The sequence below is a fragment of the Streptomyces adustus genome (genome assembly GCF_009377175.1).
Taxonomy (GTDB): domain Bacteria; phylum Actinomycetota; class Actinomycetes; order Streptomycetales; family Streptomycetaceae; genus Streptomyces; species Streptomyces adustus.
The window spans coordinates 22,017-36,893 of the sequence record NZ_VJZD01000076.1 but is presented as its reverse complement, the minus strand read 5'-3'; the positions used below and the strand labels follow the sequence as shown (position 1 = coordinate 36,893).

Genomic DNA, 14,877 nt, shown 5'->3' with positions numbered 1-14,877 from the left:
GTCCGGGGGCCGGACCGGTTTCACGCGGGGGCCTCCGGGCCGAGGTGCGCGTCGAGCGCGGTCCGCAGCACCGGCGTGAAGTCATCGGACCCGGTGGCGAGTTGGAGGCTGCCCCAGCTCCAGAGCTGGGCGACGCCGTGCAGGTTCGCCCACAGGGCGCCCGCCACCGTCGGTGCGTGCGCGTCCGGCCGGACCCGGCCGACCAGGTCCACCAGCACGCCGAAGAGCGGCAGACTGGTGTCCCGCAGCCCCAGATGCCCGCTCTCCAGCAGATCGTGACGGAACATCAGCTCGTACATCCCCTGGTTGCCGAGGGCGAACCCCAGGTAGACCCGGCCGAGCTCCGTGAGCTGCGCCCGCGCGTCGGCGACCGGCTCTTTCCCGGCTGCGTCGACCTCCCCGAGGGCCGCCGTCGTCCTGTCCGCGAGCTCGGCGAAGCCGCGGCGCGCGATGGCCGACAGCAGCTCCAGATGGGTGGGGAAGTGGCGGCGCGGGGCGCCGTGCGAGACACCGGCCCGGCGGGCGATCTCGCGCAGGGTGAGCGCCTGGACGCCTTCGTCGGCGACGAGCTCGACGCCGACGTCGACCAGGCGGTCGCGCAGCCCCGCGGAGGGTTCCGTCATAGACATAGACACTGTCTACCAGAGGTCGGTAGACAGTGTCTATCATCGATGTCGGCGAGCTCGCCGGGTCCGGGAATTCCCGCACCGGAGAGTTCCGTTGTTCCTGTCATGACTCAGGACGCGACGCAGGACGCACTTCTGAAGCTGCTCTCCGAGGGCAACGGCGGGGTGCTGGTCACCCTCAAGCGCGACGGCCGCCCCCAGCTGTCGAACGTCAACCACGCCTACTACCCCGACGAGCGGACCGTCCGGGTCTCGCTCACCGACGACCGGGCCAAGACCCGCAATCTGCGCCGGGACCCGCGCGCCTCGTACCACGTGACCAGCGGCGACCGCTGGGCCTACACCGTCGCCGAGGGCACGGCCGAGCTGTCGCCCGTGGCGCAGGACCCCCACGACGACACGGTGGAGGAGCTCGTCCGCCTCTACCGTGACGTGAACGGCGAGCACCCCGACTGGGACGATTACCGGGCCGCCATGGTGCGCGACGGCCGGCTGGTGCTGCGGCTGCGGGTCGAGCGGGCCTACGGGATTCCCCGGGCATAGGCCCGCGCGCGGCCGTAAATCGGTCAGGCCGTCACCGACTCCGACTCCGACTCCGACGCCGTCTCCGGCTGTGACGTCCGTGCCGCCGGGCGTATGCCGAGCAGCTCCGCCGGTACCCGGTGGGTCTCGCGGGCCGTCAGGGCGGCGATCACCGGCGGGACGCAGAGGGCGGCGGTGAACAGGCCCACCGACGACCAGTCGTCGCCGTCCGGTCCGGCGATCTGCGCGGCGAAGGTGACCGCGAACCCGGCCACGGCGAAGCCGATCTGGGTGCCGATCGCCATGCCGGACAGGCGGACCCGGGTGGAGAACATCTCGCCGTAGAAGGAGGGCCACACGCCGTTCGCGGCGCTGTAGACGACTCCGAAGGCGAGGATGCCCAGCAGCAGGATCAGCGGGTAGGAGCCCGTGGAGATCGCCCACAGGTAGAGGAACATCGTCACCGCGCTGCCGACGGCGCCGACGAGGTACACCGGGCGGCGGCCGATCCGGTCGGACAGCGTGGCCCACAGCGGGATCGCGGCCAGCGCGACGAGGTTGGCGAGCGCGCCCACCCACAGCATGGCGGAGCGGCTGATCCCGACCGCGTCGCTGGTCGCGTACGCCAGCGCCCACACCGTGAAGATGGTGCTGACCGAGGCGATCAGCGCGCCCGCGATCACCCGCAGCACGTCCGCCCGGTGCTCGCGCATCAGCACCGCCAGCGGCAGCTTCGCGACGCCCTCCTCGGCGGCCTGCCGGGTGAAGGCCGGTGTCTCCTCGAGCCGGCGCCGGATGACGAAGCCGACGACGGCGACCGCGACGCTCAGCCAGAACGGCAGCCGCCAGCCCCAGGACAGCAGCTGGTCCTCGGGCAGCGCGGCGACCGGGATGAAGACGAGGGTGGCGATCAGCTGTCCGCCCTGGGTGCCGCCGAGGGTGAAGCTGGTGAAGAAGCCCCGCCGTCCCGGCGGCGCGTGTTCCAGCGTCATCGAACTGGCGCTGGCCTGCTCGCCCGCCGCCGAGATCCCCTGGAGCACCCGGCACAGCACCAGCAGGACGGGGGCGAGGGTGCCGACCTGGGCGCGGGTGGGCAGACAGCCGATGAGGAAGGTCGACAGGCCCATCAGCAGCAGGGTGAAGACCATGATCTTCTTGCGGCCGAGCCGGTCGCCGAAGTGGCCGAGGAAGAGCGCGCCGACCGGCCGGGCGGCGTAGGCGACACCGAAGGTGGCCAGGGACAGGAGGGTGGCGGTCGCCGGGTCGGACTCGTCGAAGAAGACCTTCGGGAAGATCAGCGCGGCCGCGCTGCCGTAGATGAAGAAGTCGTAGTACTCCAGGGCGCTGCCGATCCAGGCGGCTGCCGCCGCCTTCGTCGGCTGGCCGACGGGCGCGCTCGGGTCGCTGGGTGCGACGGGGACGGACACGGCTTGCTCCTTCGGGGGGCCTCCACCGTGGGGTGGAGTGGGCGACGGGGGAGAAGTGCCGGTTCCCTGGGGTGACGGGTCGGCTGCACCGGGCGCTACCCGGTTAATTAACCCACTGGATAGTTAGTAGCGGTTGGCTACGGATGTTGCTGCCGCGTTTCCCGGGTGTCAAGAGGTCGTGCCGAAGGAACTCGGTCGGTCGACTCGGTCGGCCGCCCGGCGCTCAGTCCGTCGTGCGGTCCGCGGTCAGGTAGGCGATCACCATGTCGCCGAGCATCGCCCGGTAGTGCTCGCGCCGGGCCGGGTCGACCAGGTCGCGGCCGAACAGGGCGCCGAAGGTGTGCCGGTTTGCGACCCGGAAGAAGCAGAAGGAGCTGATCATGGCGTGCAGGTCGACGGCGTCCACGTCGGCCGTGAACAGGCCGGACTCCTGCCCCGAGGCCAGGATGCGGCGGATCACCTCCAGGGCCGGCGAGCCGATCTTCGCGAGCCGCTCCGAGGCCGCGATGTGCTCGGCCCCGTGGATGTTCTCGATGCTGACCAGGCGGATGAAGTCCGGGTGCTGCTCGTGGTGGTCGAGGGTGAGCTCGGCCAGCCGCCGGATGGCCGCCACCGGGTCCAGGTGCTCGACGTCCAGCTTCTGCTCGGCCTCCCGGATCACTCCGTAGGCCCGCTCCAGGACGGCCGTGAACAGCTGGTCCTTGCCGCCGAAGTAGTAATAGATCATCCGCTTGGTGGTACGGGTGCGGGCGGCGATCTCGTCGACGCGGGCTCCGTCGTAGCCGGCCCGCGCGAACTCCTGGGTGGCGACGTCGAGGATCTCGGCCTGGGTCCGGGCGGCGTCACGGATGCGCCCGTTGGGTCGTGCCGGTTCGTCGACGCTGGTCATCGGGTTCCTTCGGGCGTAGGGCCAGTGCCGGTGATTCTAGAAGCAGTCCCCGGCGCCGCCTCAGGGGTCTTCCCGGGATCTCCTCCGGCTGATATAGGTAACGTACTAGTTCGTACATTAGCGTCAGCTTCTCGTGACCCGCAGCCGTTCAGGAGGTCCGCCGTGACCAAGGATTCCAAGGACTCGAAGGACTCGTATCTCGTCGGACTGATCGGTTCCGGCATCGGCCCCTCGCTCAGCCCCGCCCTGCACGAGCGCGAGGCCGACCGGCAGGGACTGCGCTACCTGTACCGGCTGATCGACATCGACACCCTGGGGGCGCCCCCCGAGGCGGTGGGCGAGCTGCTGCGCGCGGCCCGCGACCTGGGCTTCGACGGGCTGAACATCACCCACCCGTGCAAGCAGCTCGTCATCCCCCACCTCGACGCGCTCGCCCCGCAGGCCGAGGCGCTCGGCGCGGTCAACACCGTCGTCTTCGAGGACGGCCGCGCGGTGGGCCACAACACCGACGTCACCGGCTTCGCCGCGTCCTTCGCGCGCGGACTGCCCGACGTCGCGCTGGAGCGGGTCGTACAGCTGGGCGCCGGGGGCGCGGGCGCCGCCGTCGCGCACGCCACCCTCACCCTCGGCGCCGGACGGGTCACGGTCGTCGACGCCCTGCCCGAGCGGTCGGCCGCCCTCGCCGACTCCCTCGACCGCCACTTCGGCCCCGGCCGGGCCGTCTCCGCCACCCCGGACCGGCTGCCGGACCTGCTCGCCCGGGCCGACGGCGTCGTCCACGCGACCCCCACCGGCATGGCCGCCCACCCCGGTCTGCCCTTTCCCGCCGCGCTCCTGCGCCCCGGCTTCTGGGTGGCCGAGGTGGTCTACCGCCCGGTGGACACCGAGTTGCTGCGCACCGCCCGCGCGCTCGGCTGCCAGACCCTCGACGGGGCCGGGATGGCCGCCTTCCAGGCCGTGGACGCCTTCCGGCTGTTCACCGGACGGGAACCCGACAGCGCGCGGATGCTCGCGGACATCGCGGAACTGGCCGGAGCCGGAGCGGACGCCCTGTCCGGTGCCGGTGCCGGTGCCGGTGCCGGTTCGGGTCCGGGTGTCGGTGTCGCGATCGGCGCGAACCCGGCGGCCGTGCGGACCGCGAGCGTGCGGCTCCCCAAGTAGACAGCAGAGGGAGGTACCGCCGTGCGTACGTCCATAGCCACCGTCTCCCTCAGCGGATCCCTCACCGAGAAGCTCACGGCCGCCGCCCGCGCCGGCTTCGACGGCGTCGAGATCTTCGAGAACGACCTGCTCGCCAGCCCCCTCACCCCCGAGGAGATCCGCACCCGCTGCGCCGACCTCGGCCTCACCGTCGACCTCTACCAGCCGATGCGCGACATCGAGGGCGTGCCCGAGGACGAGTTCGCCCGCAATCTGCGCCGTGCCCGGCACAAGTTCGAGCTGATGCGCAGGCTCGGCACCGACACGGTCCTCGTCTGCTCCAGTGTCTCGCCCCGCGCCGAGGACGACGACGACCTCGCCGCCGCCCAGCTCGGCCGACTCGCCGACCTCGCCCAGGACTTCGGCGTCCGCGTCGCCTACGAGGCGCTCGCCTGGGGACGGCACGTCAGCACGTACGACCATGCCTGGCGCATCGTCGAGGCGGCCGGGCACCCGGCCCTGGGGACCTGTCTGGACAGCTTCCACATCCTGTCCCGGGGCTCCGATCCGAAGGGCATCGAGAGCATCCCCGGCGAGAAGATCTTCTTCCTCCAGCTCGCCGACGCCCCGCTCCTGGCCATGGACGTCCTGCAATGGAGCCGTCATTACCGCTGCTTCCCGGGCCAGGGCGGCTTCGACGTCGCCGGGCTCGTCCGGCACGTCCTGCGCACCGGCTACGACGGCCCGCTCTCGCTGGAGGTCTTCAACGACGTCTTCCGGCAGGCCGACGCGGGCCCGACGGCGGTGGACGCCCAGCGCTCCCTGCGGGTCCTCCAGGAGTCCGTCGGGCTGAGCACCCCGCCCGCCCCGGTCGTGCCCACCGGGGTCGCGTTCGCCGAACTGCTCACCCCGGACGCCGAACCGGTCGCGGCGCTGCTCGGCGCCCTCGGTTTCGCGCGCACCGCCCGGCATCGCGGCAAACCCGTCGACCTGTGGCAGCAGGGCGAGGCCCGTCTCCTGGTCAACACCGGGCCGGCCGTCCGCCGCGACGGCACCGTGCTCGCCGCGATCGGCCTGGAGTCGCCCGACCCGGCCGGTGCCGCCCGGCGCGCCGAGGCCCTGCTCGCGCCCGTGCTGCCCCGCCGCCGCGGCCCGCACGACGCCCCGCTCGACGCGGTCGCCGCCCCGGACGGCACGGAGTTGTTCTTCTGCGCGACCGGGCGTCCCGAACTGCCTGACTGGCGGGCCGACTTCGCGGACACCGGAGAGCGGGCGACGGGTATCGGCGTCACCCGCGTCGATCACCTCGCCCTCACCCAGCCCTGGCACCACTTCGACGAGGCGGCCCTCTTCCACCGCAGCGTCCTCGGCCTCCGGGCACAGGACAGCGTCGACGTCGCCGACCCCTACGGCCTCTTCCGCAGCCGCGCCGTCACCAGCCCCGACGGCAGCGTCCGTATCGCCCTCGCCGTGGGACCGGCCCCCGCGCGGGACGAGGCCCGCGCCCAGCACATCGCGCTGGCCACCCCCGACCTGGTCGCCGGCGCCCGCCGCTTCCGCGCGGCCGGCGGCCGCCTGCTGCCCGTCCCCGCGAACTACTACGAGGACCTGGCCGCCCGGTACGACCTGTCCGACGAGGACCTCGACACCTATCGCGAGCTGGGCATCCTCTACGACCGCGACGAGCACGGCGTGTTCCGCCACTGCTACACCCACACCGTAGGACGCGTCTTCTTCGAACTGGTCCAGCGCGACGGCGGCTACCGCGGTTACGGAGCCCAGAACGCCCCGGTGCGGCTGGCCGCGCAGCACGCGGCACGGCGGCTCACTGGCGGCTGACGGTCCGGCTCACCCCGGCGAACACCGTGGTGGCCAGCACCCAGCCGGCGATGACCAGGGCGTACGACAGCGTCTGGTACCAGCCGTCCGGTGCGAACGCGTCCTCCTGCCCGAAGGAGATCACCGGGAGCAGCAGGTCGAGCGTGTAGAACACCGGGCTGAAGTGCGGCGCCTCGGACGCCTTGAGCGGGCGCGGATGGTGCAGTCCGTACGCGAGGGAGCCGGCCGCCAGCAGCGACAGCAGCCATACGGCGGCGCGCAGCGGGTGGAAGCCGTAGCCCACGGTGGCGTCCTGGACGTACCCCCACAGCCGGCCGTGGAAGGCGCGGGTGCCGCGCAGGCGGCGCTGCTTGGCGAGCTGTACGAGCCGGGCCGCGTGGTCGTCGCCGAGGCGGCGGTAGGCGGCCGTCAACTGCTCGTAGGCGTGGGGGACATAGCCGTCCGCGTCGCGCTCCAGCAGGGGCAGCCGGCGCTCGGCCGGTTCGTGCGGGGTGAGGGCGCCGTAGGTGAGATTGTTCAGGAGCACCTCGCCCGGCACGGATTCCGGTTCGAAGCTCAGGACCTCGATGTGGGAGCGGCGCAGATGGAGGATGCCCTCGATCGGCGCGCACCGGTGGAGCCACAGTTCCCCGATGGCACAGCTGCTGGCCCGCAGGGCGGTGCCGCCCGGGGTGGCCAGGTCGGCCCGGGTCAGGTCGACGCGGCCGACGATACGGGCGCCGCGCAGGTCCACCGTGCCGCGGGCGCGCAGCCGTCTGGCCCGGATGTCGGCGTGGACGTCCAGCGTCTGCGCGCTCAGGGCGGTGCCGCCGGGGTTGTCGAACACGGCGCCTTCGAGGGTGACCGATCCGTCGACCTTGGCGCCGTCGAGGTGGGCTCCGCCCCGGACGTGCAGTCCGGGGGCCCACAGATCGTCCCCGATCACCGACTGGTTGAGCTGGAGCACCGGTTCCGTGCCCTCCCGCGCGGCGAGTTCGGCCCGCTCCAGGAACAGGGCCGCCGCTATCTGGGCACCGCCCAGGCGCAGCGGTCCGTGCAGCCGGCAGTCCGTCAGCCGCAGCACACCGTCGACGCGGGTACTGCCCAGGCTCAGTCCGGGCAGGACCGAGCCGCGCAGGCTGAGCTGGCGCAGCCGGCTGCCGTAGAGGTCGGGGACCTCGGCGAAGTGGCAGTGGGTGAGCCGCACCGGGTGGTCGATCACCGCGTACGTCAGGTTCAGCGCCCCGGTGATCCGGGCGCCGGAGACCTTGAGGGACGGTATCTCCCCCTCCTCCCGCGGCGCGCGGACCAGCAGTGCCTTGAGGGCCGCGGCCCGCAGGGTGCGTTCCGGTCCCCAGCCGTCCCCGTTCGCCGCGTCCTCGTCCGGCGTGGCCCGGAAGTCCACCGGCTCGCCGCGGGCGAACGCCTGCCACACCCGTCGTTCCGCCGCGGTCAGTTCACTGGTCTCCATCAGCGGGGACTCTGACGTGCCGACTGCCGGGTGTCAACCAACTACGGTACGGGCCCGGCCCGTTCACCGAACGGACCGGGCCCGCGGGCATCCGCAGGGGCCGGCTGCGGCACTCCGCCGCAGGCGGACCTACTTCGCCGACTCGACCGCGTGGCCGCCGAACTGGTTGCGCAGCGCGGCGATCATCTTCATCTGCGGCGAGTCCTCCTGGCGGGAGGCGAACCGGGCGAACAGCGACGCCGTGATCGCGGGCAGCGGCACCGCGTTGTCGATGGCCGCCTCGACGGTCCAGCGGCCCTCGCCGGAGTCCTCCGCGTAGCCGCGCAGCTTCTCGAGGTGCTCGTCCTCGTCGAGCGCGTTCACCGCGAGGTCCAGCAGCCAGGAGCGGATGACCGTGCCGTCCTGCCAGGAGCGGAAGACCTCGCGCACGTCCGTGACGGAGTCGACCTTCTCCAGCAGCTCCCAGCCCTCGGCGTAGGCCTGCATCATGGCGTACTCGATGCCGTTGTGGACCATCTTGGAGAAGTGGCCGGCGCCCACCTTGCCCGCGTGGACATAGCCGTACGGGCCCTCGGGCTTGAGCGCCTCGAAGATCGGCTGGAGCCGGTCCACGTGCTCCTTCTCGCCGCCGACCATCAGGGCGTAGCCGTTCTCCAGGCCCCACACGCCGCCGGAGACGCCCGCGTCGACGAAACCGATGCCCTTGGCGCCGAGCTCGCGGGCGTGCTTCTCGTCGTCCGTCCAGCGGGAGTTGCCGCCGTCGACGACCGTGTCGCCGGCCTCCAGCAGACCGCCGAGCTCATCGACGACCGACTGGGTGGCGGCGCCGGCCGGGACCATCACCCAGACGATGCGCGGCGCCTGGAGCCCGGCGACCATCTCGGCCAGGCTGCTCGCGTCGGAGACGTCGGGGTTGCGGTCGTAGCCGATGACGGTGTGGCCGGCGCGGCGGATCCGCTCGCGCATGTTGCCGCCCATCTTGCCGAGACCGATGAGACCGAGCTGCATGTCAGTTCACTTCCTGAGAGTGCGGTAGGTGGCGACGAGGGCGGTGGTGGAGGGGTCGAGGCCGGGCACCTCGGCGCCCTCGGTCAGGGCCGGTTCGATCCGCTTGGCGAGGACCTTGCCGAGCTCCACGCCCCACTGGTCGAAGGAGTCGATGTTCCACACCGCGCCCTGGACGAACACCTTGTGCTCGTAGAGCGCGATCAGCTGACCGAGGACGGAAGGGGTCAGCTCGCGCGCCAGGATCGTGGTGGTGGGGTGGTTGCCGCGGAACGTCTTGTGCGCCACCAGCTCCTCGGGCACGCCCTCCGCGCGGACCTCCTCCGGCGTCTTGCCGAAGGCCAGCGCCTGGGTCTGGGCGAAGAAGTTGGCCATCAACAGATCGTGCTGGGCCTCGAGTTCGTCGCTCAGTTCGCCGACCGGCTCGGCGAAGCCGATGAAGTCCGCGGGGATGAGCTTGGTGCCCTGGTGGATCAACTGGTAGTAGGCGTGCTGGCCGTTGGTGCCGGGGGTGCCCCAGACGACCGGTCCGGTCTGCCAGTCGACCGGGTTGCCGTCGCGGTCCACCGACTTGCCGTTGGACTCCATGTCCAACTGCTGGAGATAGGCGGTGAACTTGGAGAGGTAGTGCGAGTAGGGCAGCACCGCGTGCGACTGGGCGTCGTGGAAGTTGCCGTACCAGATGCCCAGCAGGCCCAGCAGCAGCGGGGCGTTGGCCTCGGCGGGGGCGGTGCGGAAGTGCTCGTCGACGAGGTGGAAGCCGTCGAGCATCTCGCGGAAGCGGTCCGGGCCGACGGCGATCATCAGGGAGAGACCGATCGCCGAGTCGAAGGAGTAGCGGCCGCCGACCCAGTCCCAGAACTCGAACATGTTGGCCGTGTCGATGCCGAACTCGGACACCTTCCCGGCGTTCGTCGACAGCGCCACGAAGTGCTTGGCGACCGCCTTCTCCTCGCCGCCCAGGCCGCTCAGCAGCCAGTCGCGGGCGGAGGTGGCGTTGGTGATGGTCTCGATGGTGGTGAACGTCTTCGACGCGACGATGAACAGCGTCTCCGCCGGGTCGAGGTCGTGGACGGCCTCGTGCAGGTCGGCGCCGTCGACGTTGGAGACGAAGCGGACGGTCAGCGCGCGGTCGGTGAAGGCGCGCAGCACCTCGTACGCCATCGCCGGGCCGAGGTCGGAGCCGCCGATGCCGACGTTGACGACGTTCCTGATGCGGCGGCCGGTGTGGCCGGTCCACTCGCCCGAGCGGATCCGGTCGGCGAAGGCGGCCATCCGGTCGAGGACCGCGTGCACACCGGGCACCACGTTCTCGCCGTCGACCTCGACCACCGCGTCCCGCGGGGCGCGCAGCGCCGTGTGCAGCACGGCCCGGCCCTCGGTGGTGTTGATCTTCTCGCCGCGGAACATCGCGTCGCGCAGCCCGAACACGTCGGTGGCGACGGCCAGCTCGCGCAGCAGCCGCAGCGTCTCGTCGGTGACGAGGTGCTTGGAGTAGTCGATGTACAGGTCACCGACCTGGAGCGTGTATCCGCTGCCCCGGCCGGGATCACCGGCGAACAGATCCCGCAGACCGGTGTCGGCGAGCTCCTCGCGGTGCTTGGCCAGAGCGGTCCACTCGGGCGTCTGATTGAGCCTGGAACGGCCGTCTGCGTTCATATCCGACTTCAGCCTTCTTTCCTGCCTGTCCCGCTGCGTACCTTGCCCCGCTGCCGCTCCCAACCTAATTGATCAGTCGAGCGGCGGCGCAACTACAGGTACGTCCGGCTGACGTGTTGGTGTCAGCACGGTGCGAAGACGGACGGAGAAGGCAAGGTGAAGAAGACAAGGCCGAGACGACCGGGCGGAGACGACCGGGCGGAGACGACATCGGGTCCGGCAGGACACCTTGCGATGTCCGGCCGGACCCGGTCGTCAGATCTCGCCCCGCAGTTTGGCGAGCGCCTCGGCGAGGATCGCCTCGCCGTCCGCGTCGCTGCGCCGCTCCCGCACATACGCCAGGTGCGTCTTGTAGGGCTCGGTGCGCGGCGGGTCCGGGGGGTTGTCCCGGTCCTGGCCGGCCGGGAAGCCGCAGCGCGGGCAGTCCCAGTTGTCGGGCACCTGTGCGTCGCTGGCGAAGCTGGGCTGCGTCTCGTGCCCGTTGGAGCACCAGAAGGAGATGCGCAGCCGCGGCGCTGACTCGCCGCGCTCGGCCTCGCCCATCGGCCCCGCCCCGACCCGGCTTCCTCGGATCGCGTTGCCACTTGCCACGGTGTAACTCCCTGCGTGATGGTGCCGCGAAGCGAGTCGGCGTTTCGCTTCACTGCGAGCGCCTCAGTCTACGTAAGGCCCAACGCGCGTCCAGTGATTGGAGTTACCGCCCCCACACCCAGACGCAAGCCCCATGATAGGCCGCGCTCAGCGGCGCGTACCGAACATGGGGCGTTACGCACGAAATGCGCTCGCGCGCACTCCGTCGATCAGCTGTTGCCCTTCATCAGGATGCTGAGCACGATGATGCACGCGAACCACAGCACACCGATCACGATGGTGATGCGGTCGAGGTTGCGCTCGGCGACCGAGGAGCCGCCGACGGACGACTGCATGCCGCCACCGAACATGTCGGAGAGGCCGCCGCCCTTCCCCTTGTGCATCAGCACCAGAAGCATCATCAGCAGGCTGAAGATGATCAGGGCGATCGAGAACCCCAAAACCACGACTGGACCAACTTCCTCGGAACTGGATGGACGACGGGGGCCCGGACTCGTGGAGTCCCGGCCCCCGCAAGGGTACGACGGATCGCCGCCAGAGCCTACTCACCGGTCGATCCACTGCCGACCGGCGGCCGGCTCACTGGTCGCGGAAGCGGACGATCTTGACGAACTCGTCGACGTCCAGCGAGGCACCGCCGACCAGGGCGCCGTCGATGTCGGCCTTCGCCATGATCTCGGCGACGTTTCCGGCCTTCACCGAGCCGCCGTACTGGATGCGGACCTTGTCGGCCAGCTCCTGGGAGTACAGCTCGGCGAGCTTGGCGCGGATCGCGGCGCAGACCTCCTGCGCGTCGTCGGCGCCGCAGACCTTGCCGGTGCCGATGGCCCAGACCGGCTCGTAGGCGATCACGACGGACTCGGCCTGCTCGGCGGGGAGGTCCTTCAGACCGCCCTCGACCTGGGCGAGGGTGTGGGTGACGTGGTCGCCCGCCTCGCGGACGTCCAGCTCCTCGCCGACGCACAGGATGGGGGTCAGGCCGTGCTTGTAGGCGGCCTTGACCTTGGCATTCACGATCTCGTCGGTCTCGTTGTGGTACTGACGGCGCTCGGAGTGGCCGATGGCCACGTACGTGCACTTCAGCTTGGCCAGCATCGAGCCGGAGATCTCGCCGGTGTAGGCGCCGGAGTCGTGTGCCGAGAGGTCCTGGGCACCGTACTTGATCTTGAGCTTGTCGCCGTCGACGAGCGTCTGCACCGAGCGCAGGTCGGTGAAGGGCGGCAGGACGGCGACCTCGACGGCGTCGTAGTCCTTGTCGGCGAGGGCGAAGGCGAGCTTCTGGACGTGGGCGATGGCCTCCAGGTGGTTGAGGTTCATCTTCCAGTTGCCCGCCATCAGCGGCGTGCGAGTGGTCATACGGGGTCAGTCCTCCAGTGCGGCGAGGCCGGGGAGCGTCTTGCCCTCGAGGTATTCGAGGGAGGCGCCACCGCCGGTCGAGATGTGGCCGAATGCGTTCTCGTCGAAACCGAGGGTGCGCACCGCGGCGGCGGAATCACCGCCGCCGACGACGGTGAAGCCCTTGGAGTCGACCAGGGCCTGGGCGACCGCCTTGGTGCCCTCGGCGTAGTCGGGGTGTTCGAAGACACCCATGGGACCGTTCCAGAACACGGTCTCGGCGTCGGCGAGCTTGGCTGCGTACAGGGCGCCGGTCTTCGGGCCGATGTCGAGGCCCAGCTGCCCCTCGGGCATCGCGTCCGCGTCGACGGCGGTGTGCTCGGTGGGCGCCTTGGCCTTCAGGTCCGGGAATCCGGGGGAGACCACGACGTCGACCGGGAGCACCAGCTCGACGCCCAGCTTCTCGGCGCGCTGCATGTACTCGGTGACGGCCGGGATCTGGTCCTCCTGGAGCAGCGAGGTGCCGACCTCGTAGCCCTTGGCCTTGAGGAAGGTGAAGGCCATGCCGCCGCCGATGAGGATGCGGTCGGCCTTGCCGAGCAGCTGGTCGATGACGGCGAGCTTGTCGGAGACCTTGGAGCCGCCGAGCGCGACGACGTAGGGGCGCGCGACGTCCTCGGTGAGCTTCTTCAGGACGCCGACCTCGGTGGCGATGAGGTAGCCGGCGTAGTGCGGCAGGCGGGCCGGCAGGTCGTACACGGAGGCGTGCTTGCGGTGCACGGCACCGAAGCCGTCGCCCACGTAGACGTCGGCCAGGGCGGCGAGCCGGTCGGCGAACTCGCCGCGCTCGGTGTCGTCCTTGGACGTCTCGCCGGCGTTGAAGCGCAGGTTCTCGATGACCGCGACCTGGCCGGGCTGGAGGCCGTCCACGGCGTCGTGGGCGGCGGGGCCGACGGTGTCCTGCGCGAACGCGACCGGGGCGCCGAGGAGTTCGGCGAGCCGCTCGGCGGCGGGCAGCAGGGAGAAGGCGGGGTCCGGAGCGCCCTTGGGGCGGCCCAGGTGCGAGGCCACGACCACCTTGGCGCCCGCCTGCGCGAGGGCCTTGACGGTGGGCAGGACGGCGCGGATGCGGCCGTCGTCGGTGATCACGCCGTCGGCCAGCGGCACGTTGAGGTCGGCGCGGACGAAAACCCGCTTGCCGTCCACGCCGGAGGCGAGAAGTTCGTCGATCGTCTTCATGAAGGGGACTCCCGAGAGGGCTCGTGTTCGGAAGAGGGCTGTTCTGCACGCGAGTCAGGGCTCGGACAGCGCGCCTGTGCGCTGCCCGAGCCCTGCACTCACATCGAGGTGTCTGATTCGGCGATCAGAGCTGGTCGCCGACGAAGACCGTCAGGTCCACGAGGCGGTTGGAGTAGCCCCACTCGTTGTCGTACCAGCCGAGGATCTTCACCGTGTTGCCCTCCTGGACCATGGTCAGGGAGGAGTCGAAGGTGCAGGAGGCCGGGTCGCTGACGATGTCCGAGGAGACGATCGGGTCCTCGGTGTACGCCAGGAAGCCCTTGAGGTCGCCGTCCTCGGAGGCCTTCTTGAACGCGGCGTTGACCTCGTCCCGGGTGACCTCGCGCTGGAGCGTCACGACCAGGTCGGTGGCCGAGCCGGTGGGGACCGGGACGCGCATGGCGATGCCGTCGAGCTTGCCCTTGAGCTGGGGCAGGACCAGGGCGGTGGCCTTGGCGGCACCCGTCGTGGTCGGGATGATGTTCTCGGCGGCGGCGCGGGCGCGGCGCAGGTCCTTGTGCGGGAAGTCCAGGATGCGCTGGTCGTTGGTGTACGCGTGCACCGTCGTCATCAGGCCCTTGACGATGCCGAAGTTCTCGTCGAGAACCTTGGCCATCGGCGCCACACAGTTGGTGGTGCAGGAGGCGTTGGAGATGACGTGGTGGTTCGCCGGGTCGTAGTCGCCCTGGTTGACACCCATCACGATGGTGATGTCCTCGTCCTTGGCCGGAGCCGAGATGAGGACCTTCTTGGCGCCGCCGGCGATGTGCTTCTCGGCGTCGGCCTTCTTGGTGAAGATGCCCGTCGACTCGATGACGATGTCGACACCGAGCTCGCCCCACGGGATGTCGGCGGGGTTGCGCTCGGACAGGACCTTGATGGTGTGGCCGTCGACGGTGATCGTGTCGGCGGTGTGCGACACCTCGGCCTTCAGACGGCCGAGGATGGTGTCGTACTTGAGCAGGTGCGCGGTCGTCGCGGTGTCACCCAGGTCGTTGACAGCCACGATCTCGATGTCAGCACCCTGCTCCAGCAGCGCGCGGAAGTAGTTACGACCGATGCGGCCAAAGCCGTTGATGCCTACGCGGATCGTCACGAACCGATCTCCTCGTTGGT

14 protein-coding genes are annotated in these 14,877 nt (G+C 70.7%); 3 read left to right on the top strand and 11 right to left on the bottom strand.

Annotated elements, in window-relative coordinates:
* Nucleotides 1-20: 20 nt before the first annotated feature.
* Nucleotides 21-629 (bottom strand): TetR/AcrR family transcriptional regulator, encoded by a 609-nt coding sequence (locus FNH09_RS20125; RefSeq protein ID WP_152889951.1) that lies wholly within the window; start codon nt 627-629, stop codon nt 21-23.
* A gap of 102 nt (nt 630-731) precedes the next feature.
* On the opposite strand from FNH09_RS20125, the gene FNH09_RS20120 reads away from it, so the two are divergent.
* Nucleotides 732-1,169 carry a PPOX class F420-dependent oxidoreductase gene (locus tag FNH09_RS20120; RefSeq protein ID WP_152889949.1) on the top strand — a complete coding sequence of 146 codons (438 nt, stop codon included), beginning with the start codon at nt 732-734 and terminating at the stop codon, nt 1,167-1,169.
* A gap of 23 nt (nt 1,170-1,192) precedes the next feature.
* On the opposite strand, the gene FNH09_RS20115 is transcribed toward FNH09_RS20120, so the two are convergent.
* Complete coding sequence (locus FNH09_RS20115; RefSeq protein ID WP_162468845.1) at nt 1,193-2,575, bottom strand: MFS transporter; 1,383 nt, start codon at nt 2,573-2,575, stop codon at nt 1,193-1,195.
* Between the two features lie 223 nt (nt 2,576-2,798).
* On the bottom strand, nt 2,799-3,464 hold the full coding sequence (locus FNH09_RS20110; RefSeq protein WP_152889947.1) for a TetR/AcrR family transcriptional regulator: 666 nt from the start codon (nt 3,462-3,464) through the stop codon (nt 2,799-2,801).
* 162 nt (nt 3,465-3,626) lie between these two features.
* On the opposite strand from FNH09_RS20110, the gene FNH09_RS20105 reads away from it, so the two are divergent.
* Together FNH09_RS20105 and FNH09_RS20100 are read left to right on the top strand one after the other, a co-directional pair.
* Nucleotides 3,627-4,625 (top strand): shikimate dehydrogenase, encoded by a 999-nt coding sequence (locus FNH09_RS20105; RefSeq protein WP_162468844.1) that lies wholly within the window; start codon nt 3,627-3,629, stop codon nt 4,623-4,625.
* A gap of 21 nt (nt 4,626-4,646) precedes the next feature.
* Nucleotides 4,647-6,443 (top strand): TIM barrel protein, encoded by a 1,797-nt coding sequence (locus FNH09_RS20100; protein ID WP_162468843.1) that lies wholly within the window; start codon nt 4,647-4,649, stop codon nt 6,441-6,443.
* On the opposite strand, the gene FNH09_RS20095 is transcribed toward FNH09_RS20100, so the two are convergent.
* The 8 genes from FNH09_RS20095 to gap all read right to left on the bottom strand — a co-directional run bounded on the left by FNH09_RS20095 (nt 6,430) and on the right by gap (nt 14,857).
* Nucleotides 6,430-7,893, bottom strand: coding sequence for a polymer-forming cytoskeletal protein (locus tag FNH09_RS20095; RefSeq protein ID WP_152889945.1), 1,464 nt, complete (start codon nt 7,891-7,893; stop codon nt 6,430-6,432). The genes FNH09_RS20100 and FNH09_RS20095 overlap by 14 nt on opposite strands.
* A 129-nt stretch (nt 7,894-8,022) precedes the next feature.
* Nucleotides 8,023-8,901, bottom strand: a complete 879-nt coding sequence (gene gnd / locus FNH09_RS20090) for a phosphogluconate dehydrogenase (NAD(+)-dependent, decarboxylating) (RefSeq protein WP_152889943.1) — start codon at nt 8,899-8,901, stop codon at nt 8,023-8,025.
* Between the two features lie 6 nt (nt 8,902-8,907).
* Nucleotides 8,908-10,557, bottom strand: a complete 1,650-nt coding sequence (gene pgi / locus FNH09_RS20085; protein ID WP_152889941.1) for a glucose-6-phosphate isomerase — start codon at nt 10,555-10,557, stop codon at nt 8,908-8,910.
* Between the two features lie 255 nt (nt 10,558-10,812).
* Nucleotides 10,813-11,100, bottom strand: coding sequence for an RNA polymerase-binding protein RbpA (locus FNH09_RS20080; protein WP_037668570.1), 288 nt, complete (start codon nt 11,098-11,100; stop codon nt 10,813-10,815).
* Nucleotides 11,101-11,357: 257 nt separating this feature from the next.
* Complete coding sequence (gene secG / locus FNH09_RS20075) at nt 11,358-11,588, bottom strand: preprotein translocase subunit SecG (RefSeq protein WP_152889959.1); 231 nt, start codon at nt 11,586-11,588, stop codon at nt 11,358-11,360.
* Nucleotides 11,589-11,727: 139 nt separating this feature from the next.
* Complete coding sequence (tpiA, locus tag FNH09_RS20070) at nt 11,728-12,504, bottom strand: triose-phosphate isomerase (RefSeq protein ID WP_152889939.1); 777 nt, start codon at nt 12,502-12,504, stop codon at nt 11,728-11,730.
* A gap of 6 nt (nt 12,505-12,510) precedes the next feature.
* Nucleotides 12,511-13,722: a phosphoglycerate kinase gene (locus FNH09_RS20065; RefSeq protein WP_152889937.1), complete on the bottom strand. Its 1,212-nt coding sequence runs from the start codon at nt 13,720-13,722 to the stop codon at nt 12,511-12,513.
* A 124-nt stretch (nt 13,723-13,846) separates the two neighbouring features.
* Entirely contained in the window at nt 13,847-14,857 is a 1,011-nt protein-coding gene (gene gap / locus FNH09_RS20060; RefSeq protein ID WP_162468842.1) for a type I glyceraldehyde-3-phosphate dehydrogenase, read from the bottom strand.
* Between the last annotated feature and the right edge of the window lie 20 nt (nt 14,858-14,877).